Source organism: Flavobacterium microcysteis (assembly GCF_006385255.1).
GTDB lineage: Bacteria > Bacteroidota > Bacteroidia > Flavobacteriales > Flavobacteriaceae > Flavobacterium > Flavobacterium microcysteis.
On the sequence record NZ_VFJE01000051.1, the window covers coordinates 280,906 to 293,542 of the forward strand.

Sequence of the window (12,637 nt, forward strand, 5' to 3'; positions counted from 1 at the left end):
TTTTGGACTGAAACCAAAAAGAAAAACCCTATCAAAACGATAGGGTTGGTACTTTCAAAACGATAGGTATTTAATTTTTTTTAAGAGCTAATCTCAAGTTTATATCCTTTGCCGCGTATAACAACGATATTGATATTGGAATCAAGTTCCAGTTTTTTTCTAAGTTTTGAAATAAACATATCCAAACTACGCCCAACAATAACGCCTTCATCTTCCCATATCTCTTTTTGCAATCGGCTTCTCTCTATCGTCTCGTTGGGAGACAAGGCGAAAATAAGCAATACACGGGTTTCAGTTGCCGTTAAGTCTATTGTGTTTTCATTGATTATCAGTTTCCGATTCTTAGCATCAAACAAAACTGAACCCAAAGTGAATAGGTTCGTATCCTGACTGTCAGGTAAAGTTTTTTGCTTTCGAGGAGTAACAGATTTAAAAAAAAGAAAACCAACCAATGCTAAAAACGGTAGGCCGGCTAAAAGATAGCCACTCTTTACTGTATTTATACCTGTCGGTTTGAATTTAATATTGATTACGTAACATGCTTTGGGTTGTATTCTCCCTATACAGGGTACATTGTCCTCTTTTTTATTTTTGGATATAGCATATCCATAAGCCACACTGGAGTCGCCACAGTTCAGAATAGTAACAACATGATCAGATGCCAACGGGTCTTTAGCCAACAAACGCTGGGTTATATTAACCAGAGAGTCCGGTTGAAAACTAAATTCTTTTTCAAACCTGATCTGGTACTCATTTTCGGCAATCTTTTTTACAGGAAGAACCCTCGATATACTGTCACCTGATTGTAAAAGTATTTCATGCCCTATCCTGCGGAGCAAAATTTCCCTTTTGGAGATATCAAAATCGTTACTGTCCGCCATACTAAAAGATGCGAAGATTACTGATATAAACGAGAGTAAAGCCAATCCAAACAGATACTTACGTTTTCCGGAAAAGAGATTTTGGCTATCGGACATACGATTTACGATTTATTTACAAAGGTTACAATTTAATTTACAATCTGAATCCTTCAAGCCAAAAAATAACAAAGTAGATTCGCTGAAACAATTTTGATGGGGTATCAAAAATAAAAGAAATGCCTTAAAAAAAATCTGATTTATCAATGTTAATTAAAACTACAAAAAACATGAAAAAAATTATTTATGCGCTGAACTTATCGCTGGTTGTGGTAAGCGGACTAGTATTTACTAATTGCGAAACCAAAAAAGAAATTTCTATGGAGCCAGCCCCAAAGCTACTCTCTGCTGCTGATATGAAAGCCGAAAGGGAAAAATGGGAAGCTACCCCTGATGGAATAAAGCTCAAAGAATGGGAAATGTCTCCCGAAGGTAAAAAAGTACTTGCCAGTGCTGCTAAAATAAGGAGTCATGTAAGTTATTTTGCCAATATGGAGGCTGTTATAACCTCTCTTTCCCTTCCGCCAGGCTCACGATTAGGTTTTGGAATGATGGCTGGGATTAATGATGACTATTATATTCTCAGTTTTGGGGTGGAAAATTCTAATGAATTTCAGGAATTACGAAGCCTGAAAGTTAACGACAAAATTATTATAAGAAGCAATTCTGTGTCGTATGCACCCAAGTATGACTATCCAATCGTATCGGTTGACTATGTAGAACGAGATGGTAAAGTAATTTATAAAAGTGCCTCTCGCAAAGACGGTTGCTAAATAAATAAATTTGAAATACGCATACCTTGCCGGTAATATATTTGTATCAATATATCTAGCTAATCTTGTATTCTTCCAGCTTTCTGTATAGAGTTGTCAAAGCAATATTCAACAATTTTGCAGTTTCGGTTTTGTTGTGGTTGGTATAGTTCAGTACTTTCTGGATATGGATTTTTTCAGCAGAAGCCAAAGAAAAAGCAGACAATACAGGAGATTCTCCAGATGTATCCGATGTTTTTAGCTGTTGTATCTCCATAGGAAGGCAATCCGTTGTCAGGATAGTTTCTGTTTCCAGGATAACGCTGCGTTCCAGTACGTTTTTTAGTTCACGGATATTTCCCGGCCAGGTATGCAATTTTAATAATTGCACAAATTCATCAGACAATGTCTTGATTTTTTTATTGGTTTTTAAGGCAAAGAAATTCAGAAAATGTTTGGCAAGAGGCTCAATATCGGGAACGCGTTCTCGCAGGGCCGGTAATTGGATTTGGAATACGGAAAGACGGTAGAACAAGTCTTGTCTAAAATGTCCTGATTCTATTTCTTTAGGTAAATCTCTATTGGTAGCAGCTATAATGCGTACATCAACTTTTGTGGGTTTGTTTTCACCAACTTTTAGGAATTCACCATTTTCAATAACACGTAACAGTTTTGCCTGAAGGTCTAGTGCCATTTCACCAACTTCATCTAAAAATATTGTTCCGCCATTGGCTTCCTCAAACAGTCCTTTTTTGTCTTTTGTGGCTCCGGTAAATGAACCTGCAAGATGTCCAAACATTTCGCTTTCGAGCAAATCATGACTAAAAGCCGAACAGTTTATGGCAACAAAATTCTGATGTTTTCTCGGGCTTGATTGATGAATAGCCGCTGCAAATACTTCTTTACCCGTACCGGTTTCTCCGGTTAGTAGGACAGTAGTATCCGTAGGAGCTACTTTTTTGGCCAGATTGATAGATTGCAACAGCGATTTGGAATCGCCTATAATACCATCAAACGAAAGCTTATCTTCAAGTTTGGCTTCTAACTGGGCAATTCTTTTTGTTAGGTTTCCTTTTTCGATAGCCCGATGAAGTAGCGGGATGATTTTATTATTGTCATCACCTTTTACTATATAATCGAAAGCGCCATTTTTTATGGCTTGCACACCATCCGGAATGTTTCCGTAAGCGGTGAGCAATATAACTTCAGTTTGTGGCGATTTTTCTTTTATTGCAATGGTCAGGTCAACACCATTCCCGTCAGGAAGTTTGACATCGCAAAGCACAACATCAAAAGTATGCTGTTCGATCTTTTTTAGTCCGGATTTGCAGTCTCCTGCTTCAATGACTTCAAAACCTTCCAGGCCAATAATTCGGGCCATTAGGCTTCTTAGCTTTTCTTCGTCGTCAATGATGAGAATTTTTTTCAAGCGAAAAAGGGAATAAGAGTTTAAGCAAAATTAGTGTTTTGCAGTATTGGTTTTGCACTAGGGCATAAATAAAAACAACCTGAAATTTTCAGGTTGCTGTTACTTTTTATATTGCTATCGTTTAGCAGTCGGCCATATTCACGCTTATAGCCAGTCCGCCTTCTGATGTTTCTTTGTATTTAGTGTTCATGTCTTTAGCAGTTTCCCACATGGTATTGATTACCTTGTCTAAAGGAACTTTCGCATTTTTAGGGTCGGTTTCAAGAGCCAACTCGGCTGCGTTGATTGCTTTGATGGCACCCATCGTATTTCTTTCTATACATGGAATCTGAACCAATCCACCTATAGGGTCGCAAGTCATTCCAAGATGGTGCTCCATTGCGATTTCAGCTGCCATAAGTACCTGAGCCGGACTACCGCCCATCAATTCACATAAAGCTCCTGCAGCCATAGCAGAAGAAACGCCTATTTCTGCCTGGCAACCTCCCATAGCGGCCGAAATGGTAGCTCCTTTTTTGAAGATACTGCCAATTTCTCCTGCAACCATAAGGAATTGCTTGATTTCTTTTTCGCTAGCCTGGTGGTTTTCAATAACCATATAATACATCAATACGGCAGGAATAACTCCAGCACTTCCGTTAGTAGGAGCGGTTACGACTCTTCCTAGCGAAGCATTGACTTCATTGACAGCCAAAGCGAAACAGCTAACCCATTTCAGAATCTGGCGGAATTTTACTTCTGTTTTACGAATGGTTTCCAGCCATTCTTGTGGATTGCTGTAGTTTGCCAGTCCAATGAGGTTCTGATGCATATCAAAAGCCCTTCTGCGAACGTTTAATCCTCCGGGAAGTATACCTTCGGAATGGCAGCCAATATACATACACTCTAACATCGTATTCCAAATACGCATCAGTTCGCTGTGGATGTTTTCCTCAGTACGCATTGACTTTTCGTTTTCATAAACGATTTCGGAAATACTTTTATTTTCGTTGACTGTATAGTCAAGTAATTCTACCGCATTTTGTATAGGGAAAGGAAAAGCGCATTTGATGGCTTCCTTTTTAATAGCGTTTGCTCTTTCTTCCTTAACGACAAAACCGCCACCTATGGAATAGAATGTCGATTCGTATTCGCTATCCGGCGTATAGGCTGTAAACGTAAATCCGTTAGAATGGAAAGGCAGGAAGTTTTTATTAAATACAATATCTGTCTCCATATCAAATGCTATCATCCTTTCGCCTGCCAGATGAAGCTGCTTGTTTTTCTTTATTTCAGATATGGTCCTGTCAATACTGTCAATAGGAATGTATTCCGGATCAGCACCGGTAAGTCCTAACATAACCGCCAAATCAGTTGCATGGCCTTTTCCTGTCAGGGAAAGAGAACCAAACAAATCCACTTTAATTCGGATTACTTTGCTTAAGATATTTTCTTCACGAAGTTCATTCAAAAAACGTTCTGCACCACGCCAAGGTCCAAGAGTATGGGAACTTGAGGGTCCAACGCCAATTTTAAGCATATCAAATACCGAGATACATTCTTCCATAGTTATGAGAGGCAATTTTATGCAAATATATATTTTTTACGATTGCGAAAACGTTGTAAATTTATTAAATGTATAATAGCGGTGAGGCATAATTGCTTACCTAATAGAAATAGTGAAATAAGAGAAGTCGATTTTGCGAATTCTTCGTTTTCTAACAAAATTTAGTATCCCTGTTAGTAGCTTTTAGGTTCTAAAGGTTAATTTCCTACATTTGATGCACAAACACTTAAACAGTCTTATGAAAAAGCTACTTTTTGCTTTCTTGCTAGCTTTCAGCCTTTCAGGTTATGCCCAACTTAAAAGCCCTGCCGAATTTTTACCAGAATATGGGAAACAGGTAAGCTTTTATCATGAACTTGAGGCTTATTTTAAATACCTAAAAGAAAATTCTGATTATATCAAACACGATCCTTATGGTTTTACTTCACAGGGACGAAGTTTAAATGTGTATTATATTTCTACGCCTGAAAATCTTAAAAATCTGGATGCTATCCGTGAAAATCATTTGTATTCCATTGGTATGACAGATAAAAAGCCCGCAACAGCAATTGAAAAAGCAATTGTATGGCTTAGTTTTAATGTACATGGAAATGAGATAGGTGCGGCGGAAAGCTCTATGAAAGTGGCTTATGAACTTTTGAATCCAAAAAACACGACTACAAAACAATGGCTTGAAAACACGATCGTTATACTTGATCCATGTTTAAATCCGGATGGTTATTCAAGATATGGAAACTGGCTTCGTGATGTTACCGGGAAAAACCTGCATCCGGGACTAACGGATCGTGAGCATATGGAACCATGGCCGGGTGGAAGACAAAATCATTATGCATATGACTTAAACAGGGATTGGGCCTGGCAGACACAGGTTGAAACCCAACAGCGAATCGTTTTATACAATCAATGGATGCCTGAAGTGCATGTTGATGTCCATGAAATGGGCTATAATGAACCGTATTTTTTCCCTCCGGCGGCAGAACCGTTCCATGATTTTATAACCAAGCCGCAACGTGATTTTCATAATACGATAGGAGAGAACACTTCTAAAAAGTTTGATGCCGAAGGTTGGAATTATTATACCAGAGAGCGTTTTGATTTGTTCTACCCGAGCTATGGAGATACGTATCCAAGTTTTAACGGCGCAATAGGAATGACGTATGAACAAGGAGGAATTGGAGCCGGAAGAGCTATTGTAATGCAGAATGGTAATATCCTTACTTTACAGGATAGGATAAACCACCATTCGGTTGCTGTATTGACAGCTGTTGAAACAGCATCAGCTAGGAAAGAAAAGTTAGTATCTGATTTTAAGGCCTATTTTAAAGACAGCAGACAAAATCCAAAAGGAAAATATAAAACCTATGTTGTAAAAAATGACGGAAAAGCAGAACAGCTGGCTCTGATGTTGAAGCAGAATAATATACAGTTCGCATATGCTGATGAAACCAAAAAACTATCAGGTTATCATTATCAATCAGACAAAGAGAAATCATTTTCTGTTGAGTCCGGAGATATGATTATACAGGCAAGCCAGCCAAAGTCAGTGCTGACACAAGTGTTGTTTGAACCTTATCAAAGACTGTCTGATAGTCTTACTTATGATATTACAGCCTGGGCTTTACCTCATGCTTTTGGAATAGAAAGCTATGCGCTTAAAAATGCCTTGATAATAAAAACCAAAGATAAAATAACTGCTGTTAAAACGATTCCTGAAAGTGCCTATGCCTTTCATATTCCATGGAACAATAGAGCTTCTGCAAAAATTGCAGCCTCTTTATTAAAAAAGAATGTCAAGGTGCGTTTTGCAAGAAAGACTTCTGCTTTTGGAGATACAAAGATAAACCTGGGAGATATGATTGTTTTAAAATCCGATAATTCCCAACTTCAGGAATTTGAAAAAGTAGTAGGACCTCTCTTGATTGAAAAAAATGATTATAGCGTAATCAAAAGTGGCTTTTCTATTGGCGGTGCTGATTTGGGTGGAGAGAATTTCCCATTGATGAAAACGCCTAAAGTACTTCTCATAAGCGGGAAATATGTTAGCCCGACAGATTTTGGACAGGTTTGGTTTTATATGGATCAGATTATAGATTATCCTGTCAGTATAGTTGATGCGGACAATTTAGGAATAGTGAATCTGGCTGATTATAACACCTTGATTTTGGCAGACGGATGGTATGAGTTATCGGACGGGCAAAAGAAAAACATTGATGATTTTATTTCAAAAGGAGGTAAAACAATCGCAATACAAAATGCCTTAAGCTTGTTTGAAAATAGAGAAGGCTACAATCTGACACAGTTTGCTACCAATGAAGAAAAAGATGCGGCAAAAAAACAAAGTGACGATGATGCACTGGCAATGCGTTTTCAAAAATATCAGAACTCCGAAAGGCGTTTTATTTCAAATAGCATTCAGGGTGCTATCATAGAAAATGTATTAGACAAAACCCATCCGCTTTCTTACGGATTAGGAGATACGTATTATAGCCTAAAGACATCCGACAGGTATTTTAAAGTTCTTAAAAATGTATGGAATGTGGCTTATGTTCCGGAAAAATATAAGAGTTATGGCTTTATTGGAACAAACCTGAAAAAGAAATTGGAAAATACGGTTTCGTTTGCAGTTGAGCCGTTTGGTAGGGGAAAAGTGATTTACATGATAGACAATCCACTCTTTAGAGGTTTCTGGGAAAACGGAAATTTACTATTTAGTAATGCATTGTTTTTAGTTGATTGAGACTAAAAAGTGTATCCTGCCGTTATCACAATAAAAAGATATGAAAAAGATAGTCCTGCTAGCAGTAGTACTTGCCTTTTTAGGCTGTGATAAGGATAACGATAATGATTCAAATCCAATTGAGAATCGTGATTTCAGGCAAGAAATGCGCAATTTTGTTATCGGAATCAGCCAAAAAGCAAAAAATGTCAAGCCCGGTTTTGCTGTAATTCCTCAAAATGGAATCGAACTCATTTCTGCAAATGGGGAAGCCGATGGTAGTCCATCGCAAGCCTACCTGGATGCAATTGATGGAAATGGTCAAGAAGATTTGTTTTACGGATATGACAATGACGATCAGGCAACTCCTGGCAGTGTTTCGAATTATCTGAAAAGTTTTTTAAATGCTTCAAAGAATAAAGGAAAGACTATACTGGTGACAGATTATTGTTCTACTCCTTCAAAAATGAATAATTCTTATCAGGTTAATGCCACAAACGGTTATATTTCCTTTGCTGCACCAAAACGTGACCTGACTGCAATTCCGGCAACAGTTCCCAATAACGCTAATACTGCAGCGGTTACAAATCTGTCACAGGCAAAGAATTTTCTATACCTGATAAATTCGGAAAATTTTACTTCAAAAACTGCTTTTATAAATGCGGTAAAAGCCACAAACTATGATGTTGTCATCATGGATTTGTTTTTAAACGAAGAGCAGTTTACAGCTTCAGAAATCAACCAGTTAAAAGATAAAGCCAATGGCGGGAAGCGTTTGGTAATCTGCTATATGTCAATTGGAGAATCTGAAAACTACCGCTATTATTGGCAACCATCCTGGAATGCAACTAAACCGGATTGGATTGCTACTGAAAATCCGGATTGGCCAGGCAATTTCAAGGTAAAATATTGGAATGAGGACTGGCAGAAGATTATCTATAAGAATGACGATTCTTACCTAAATAAAATCTTAGCGGCTAATTTTGACGGGGTATACCTGGACATCATTGACGGATTTGAATACTTTGAAAGATAAATGTTAAATGTCATCTTGTCAGATTTTAAAATGTCAATTTTAACAAAAACTGACAATTTTAAATATTTTTAGTCTTGGCACAAAGATTGTCTACTAGTTCACGAGTTTAAAAACTAGTATAAAACAAAATACATATAAAAACATGGGTAAAATAATCGGAATTGACTTAGGAACGACGAACTCTTGCGTTGCCGTTATGGAAGGTAGCGAACCAGTTGTAATTCCTAATGCTGAAGGAAAAAGAACAACGCCGTCAGTAATTGCATTTGTTGATGGTGGAGAAATCAAAGTGGGTGACCCTGCCAAAAGACAAGCAGTGACCAATCCAACAAAAACTATTGCTTCTATCAAGCGTTTCATGGGGAATAAATTCTCTGAAAGCTCAAAAGAAGCTAAAAACGTTGCCTACACAGTAGTAAAAGGCGATAACGATACACCACGTGTAGATATCGACGGCCGTCTTTACACACCACAAGAATTGTCAGCAATGACACTTCAAAAAATGAAAAAAACTGCTGAAGATTATTTAGGTCAGTCTGTAACAGAAGCTGTTATTACTGTTCCTGCATACTTCAACGATGCGCAGCGTCAGGCAACAAAAGAAGCAGGTGAAATTGCAGGCTTGAAAGTAATGCGTATTATCAATGAGCCTACTGCAGCTGCATTGGCTTATGGTTTGGATAAAAAAGGACAAGACCAAAAAATTGCTGTTTACGATTTAGGTGGTGGTACTTTTGATATTTCTATCCTTGAATTAGGTGACGGAGTTTTCGAAGTATTGTCTACTAACGGAGATACGCACTTAGGAGGTGATGATTTTGACCAGGCTGTTATTGACTGGTTGGCAGAAGAATTCAAAGCTGAAGAAGGTTTGGATTTGCGTCAAGACCCAATGTCATTGCAACGTTTGAAAGAAGCTGCTGAAAAAGCAAAAATCGAATTATCGTCTTCTCCTCAAACAGAAATCAACTTGCCATACGTTACAGCTACGGCAACAGGACCTAAGCACTTAGTAAAAACATTGACTAGAGCTAAATTTGACCAATTGACTGATAGCTTGGTTAAACGTTCAATGGATCCGGTAGCAAAAGCATTAAAAGATGCTGGTTTAAGCATTTCAGATATTGATGAGGTAATCTTAGTAGGAGGTTCTACACGTATTCCTAGAATTCAGGAAGAAGTAGAAAAATTCTTCAACAAAAAACCATCTAAAGGAGTTAACCCTGATGAGGTTGTAGCTATTGGTGCTGCTATCCAAGGTGGAGTTTTGTCTGGAGATGTAAAAGATGTATTGTTGTTAGATGTTACGCCGCTTTCTCTAGGTATCGAAACTATGGGTGGTGTTATGACGAAATTGATTGAGTCGAACACAACAATCCCAACTAAAAAATCGCAAGTATTCTCTACTGCTGCAGATAACCAGCCATCGGTTGAAATTCACGTTTTGCAAGGAGAAAGAGCTTTAGCGACAGATAACAAAACTATTGGACGTTTCCACTTAGATGGTATCCCGCCAGCAGGTAGAGGAGTGCCTCAGATTGAAGTAACTTTTGATATTGATGCTAACGGTATCATCAAAGTTTCTGCAACTGATAAAGGAACTGGAAAATCACATGATATCAGAATCGAAGCTTCTTCTGGATTGACTCAGGAAGAAATCGAAAGAATGAAAAAAGAAGCTGAGGCTAATGCAGATTCTGACAAAGCAGCTAAAGAGAAAATTGAAAAATTGAACGAAGCTGACAGCATGATCTTCCAAACGGAAAGCCAGCTGAAAGAATTTGGTGAAAAATTATCTGAAGGTAACAAAGCAGCTATCGAAAGTGCATTGACTGAGTTAAAAGCAGCTCACGCAAGCCAGGATGTAGCAGCTATCCAACCGGCTTTAGACAAATTGAACGAGGCATGGAAAAATGCTTCTGAAGAAATGTACAAGCAAGGAGATGCTCAAGGAGCTCCACAAGACGCACAGCCGCAAGGTGATGCTAACGGTGGCGACAACGTTCAGGATGTTGACTACGAAGAAGTGAAATAATCACTTTTTAGATTATATTTTATAAGCGCAGGATGTTGAATCCTGCGCTTTTTTTGTTTGTCATTTTTAACAATTATGGTTTTATATTTTTTGTATTTTAGGCTTTCTAAAAAACAAAATATGAAAAAGACCTTATTTTTAATATTGATTCTGTTAACGGCATCATTCAGTTATGGGCAAAAAAAGGGAGCTAAAAAGAAAGCCGCTGCAAAGCCAGCCTCAACAGCACTTGCAAAAGCAGATAATCTTACTGCTGAAATTGTGAAAGGAAACTTTTATTTGTTCATCAACAATGGTAAAGCTAAAAAAGACACTATAGGAATTAAAACGGTTGACGAAAATAGCCTACCTAAGAATTGTGCGCTCAAAGCCTTTTCTGCAAAAGGAACGCCTTTATATTTGCTAACCTGGACAGAAGAGCAGACCACTAAAACGGATTTAAAGACGGAGGTTCGCAGTGTATTGTTTTCTGAGGTATATGATGTCCCAACAAAGACAAAACTGTTTTCAAATCAGCAAACGACTACCAATATTACAGAGAAAGTATTTCTTGATAGGCTAAAAAATGCTTCAGAAACACAGGAAAAGGTGAGGAGAGAAGGTTTTGAATTTTCCTTGACAGCTGATGGTGATATTGTCCAAAAGAACAAAACACAACAGAATACGTTTGCGTTTAATGCGGCTGATAAGAAGTACGTTGAAGGAAAGACAACCAGTACAGCTCCCGCTGCAACGCCTGCAAAGAAAAAGAAGGCTTAACCAGTTATAAAAAACCGAGCTACATGCTCGGTTTTTTATTTGTTTTTATCTGAAAAGATTGCCTATGGAATGGAAGATTCTTCCGAAGAAGGTTCTTCGAGGGGCTATTGCACCAATTAGCGCCGTCATTTCCAGGTTTGGTTCTAATTTGATTATAATCGGTTTTTTAGAGTCAACGGTAACAGATGTTTGATTATAACCAACAAGTTGAAATATCAATATATCGCCATTACTAGCTTTAATTGAAAATTTGCCGTCAAAATCTGTCTGTGTATTAATTGGTTTTCCGTTAATTGATACAAGTACACCAGGCAATGGCAAACTCAAACTATCTTCGTTGTCGAATACAAAACCTGTAATTTCTATATCAGGATCAGAAGAATTGTCTATTGTTTTTTCAATATTGTTTTTTTCTTCTGTCTGTTCTGTCTTTACATTTTCCTGAGCATAAATCTCTTGGTTTCCTAAGCTCAAAAAACTCAATATTCCTGAAACCCCTGCTATCCAAATACTGCTTTTTTCTTTTGGCAACCTCAAGTCCTTATTGAGTTGCGATACCAAAAAACGTCCGCATATATTGGATTCAGAGTTGATTTTCTGAATAAGCTGCTTGTCAGAAAGTCGAGTGAAATCATATACTGTTTTCTGGCACGAATTGCAGAACCGGCCTTTTTCAGTAACAGTCATCCCATGCCAATTTTCATGGCAGGGTTTAGGAATTGATAGGTTGATTTTGCCGGACATATATGATTGCTTTTATCTAAAAAGATTACCTATGGAATGGAAGACTCTTCCGAAAAAGGTTCTTCGTTTTTCAATAATTGCACCACCTAAATACATTTCTGAATCTTCTAAAATAATAGCTACATTTTTTTGAGAAGTTACAATAATGGTTTTTGTTTTATAGCCAACATAATTAAACTTCAAAGAATCTTCTTTTTTAGCTTTAATTGAGAATTTGCCATCAAGATCTGTTTGCACAATAATTGGCTTTCCGCTAATTGAAACAAAAACACCAGGTAAAGGCAATCCGTTTTGTTCTGTTACAGTTCCGATAACTTCTATGTCACTAGCAGAAGAAGAGTTGTCGATTATTTTTTCAACATTGTTTTTTTCTTCTGTCTGTTCTGTATTAACACTTTCCTGAGCATAAGCCTCTTGGTTGCCCAAACTCAAAAAACTCAATATCCCTGAAATTCCGGCAATCCAAATACTGCTTTTTTCTTTTGGAACTCTTAAGTCTTTATTGAGTTGTGATACCAAAAAACGGCCACATATATTGGATTCAGAATTGATTTTTTCAATAAGTTGTTTGTCAGAAAGTCGAGTGAAATCATATACTGTTTTCTGGCACGAATTACAGAACCGGCCTTTTTCGGCAACAGTCATTCCATACCAATTTTCATGGCAGGGTTTAGGAATGGATATGTTGACTTTGCCGGACATA

10 protein-coding genes are annotated in these 12,637 nt (G+C 37.6%); 5 read left to right on the forward strand and 5 right to left on the reverse strand.

Annotation, left to right across the window (positions count from 1 at the left end; all coding sequences use genetic code 11):
- Positions 1 to 80 precede the first annotated feature (80 nt).
- Positions 81 to 977: a winged helix-turn-helix domain-containing protein gene (locus FJA49_RS05380; RefSeq protein ID WP_139999631.1), complete on the reverse strand. Its 897-nt coding sequence runs from the start codon at positions 975 to 977 to the stop codon at positions 81 to 83.
- A gap of 170 nt (positions 978 to 1,147) precedes the next feature.
- Here FJA49_RS05380 and FJA49_RS05385 point away from each other — a divergent pair, with 170 nt between their 5' ends.
- Positions 1,148 to 1,690 (forward strand): hypothetical protein, encoded by a 543-nt coding sequence (locus FJA49_RS05385; RefSeq protein WP_139999633.1) that lies wholly within the window; start codon positions 1,148 to 1,150, stop codon positions 1,688 to 1,690.
- A gap of 55 nt (positions 1,691 to 1,745) precedes the next feature.
- Here FJA49_RS05385 and FJA49_RS05390 read toward each other — a convergent pair whose 3' ends face one another.
- Both FJA49_RS05390 and FJA49_RS05395 read right to left on the reverse strand, forming a co-directional pair.
- On the reverse strand, positions 1,746 to 3,098 hold the full coding sequence (locus tag FJA49_RS05390) for a sigma-54-dependent transcriptional regulator (RefSeq protein WP_139999635.1): 1,353 nt from the start codon (positions 3,096 to 3,098) through the stop codon (positions 1,746 to 1,748).
- Between the two features lie 121 nt (positions 3,099 to 3,219).
- Entirely contained in the window at positions 3,220 to 4,644 is a 1,425-nt protein-coding gene (locus FJA49_RS05395) for an L-serine ammonia-lyase (protein ID WP_139999637.1), read from the reverse strand.
- 238 nt (positions 4,645 to 4,882) lie between these two features.
- On the opposite strand from FJA49_RS05395, the gene FJA49_RS05400 reads away from it, so the two are divergent.
- From FJA49_RS05400 to FJA49_RS05415, 4 genes are all read left to right on the forward strand, one after another.
- Entirely contained in the window at positions 4,883 to 7,381 is a 2,499-nt protein-coding gene (locus FJA49_RS05400) for a M14 family zinc carboxypeptidase (RefSeq protein ID WP_139999639.1), read from the forward strand.
- 40 nt (positions 7,382 to 7,421) lie between these two features.
- Complete coding sequence (locus tag FJA49_RS05405; protein WP_139999641.1) at positions 7,422 to 8,396, forward strand: endo alpha-1,4 polygalactosaminidase; 975 nt, start codon at positions 7,422 to 7,424, stop codon at positions 8,394 to 8,396.
- A gap of 142 nt (positions 8,397 to 8,538) precedes the next feature.
- A complete protein-coding gene (dnaK, locus tag FJA49_RS05410) occupies positions 8,539 to 10,431 on the forward strand; it encodes a molecular chaperone DnaK (RefSeq protein WP_139999643.1) in 1,893 nt (630 codons plus the stop codon).
- Positions 10,432 to 10,551: 120 nt separating this feature from the next.
- Positions 10,552 to 11,190 carry a hypothetical protein gene (locus tag FJA49_RS05415; RefSeq protein ID WP_139999645.1) on the forward strand — a complete coding sequence of 213 codons (639 nt, stop codon included), beginning with the start codon at positions 10,552 to 10,554 and terminating at the stop codon, positions 11,188 to 11,190.
- A 45-nt stretch (positions 11,191 to 11,235) separates the two neighbouring features.
- Here FJA49_RS05415 and FJA49_RS05420 read toward each other — a convergent pair whose 3' ends face one another.
- Both FJA49_RS05420 and FJA49_RS05425 read right to left on the reverse strand, forming a co-directional pair.
- The gene (locus FJA49_RS05420; RefSeq protein WP_139999647.1) at positions 11,236 to 11,934 is read right to left on the reverse strand and encodes a carboxypeptidase-like regulatory domain-containing protein; all 699 of its coding nucleotides are present in this window, start codon (positions 11,932 to 11,934) and stop codon (positions 11,236 to 11,238) included.
- A gap of 12 nt (positions 11,935 to 11,946) precedes the next feature.
- Positions 11,947 to 12,636, reverse strand: coding sequence for a carboxypeptidase-like regulatory domain-containing protein (locus tag FJA49_RS05425; protein ID WP_139999649.1), 690 nt, complete (start codon positions 12,634 to 12,636; stop codon positions 11,947 to 11,949).
- Position 12,637: the final 1 nt, after the last annotated feature.

Bases quoted from the DNA above. Each gene is read 5' to 3' on its own strand.
- FJA49_RS05380 (WP_139999631.1), bottom strand. From the start codon at position 977: ATGTCCGATAGCCAAAATCTCTTTTCCGGAAAACGTAAGTATCTGTTT.
- FJA49_RS05385 (WP_139999633.1), top strand. From the start codon at position 1,148: ATGAAAAAAATTATTTATGCGCTGAACTTATCGCTGGTTGTGGTAAGC.
- FJA49_RS05395 (WP_139999637.1), bottom strand. From the start codon at position 4,644: ATGGAAGAATGTATCTCGGTATTTGATATGCTTAAAATTGGCGTTGGA.
- FJA49_RS05400 (WP_139999639.1), top strand. From the start codon at position 4,883: ATGAAAAAGCTACTTTTTGCTTTCTTGCTAGCTTTCAGCCTTTCAGGT.
- FJA49_RS05405 (WP_139999641.1), top strand. From the start codon at position 7,422: ATGAAAAAGATAGTCCTGCTAGCAGTAGTACTTGCCTTTTTAGGCTGT.
- dnaK (WP_139999643.1), top strand. From the start codon at position 8,539: ATGGGTAAAATAATCGGAATTGACTTAGGAACGACGAACTCTTGCGTT.
- FJA49_RS05415 (WP_139999645.1), top strand. From the start codon at position 10,552: ATGAAAAAGACCTTATTTTTAATATTGATTCTGTTAACGGCATCATTC.
- FJA49_RS05420 (WP_139999647.1), bottom strand. From the start codon at position 11,934: ATGTCCGGCAAAATCAACCTATCAATTCCTAAACCCTGCCATGAAAAT.
- FJA49_RS05425 (WP_139999649.1), bottom strand. From the start codon at position 12,636: ATGTCCGGCAAAGTCAACATATCCATTCCTAAACCCTGCCATGAAAAT.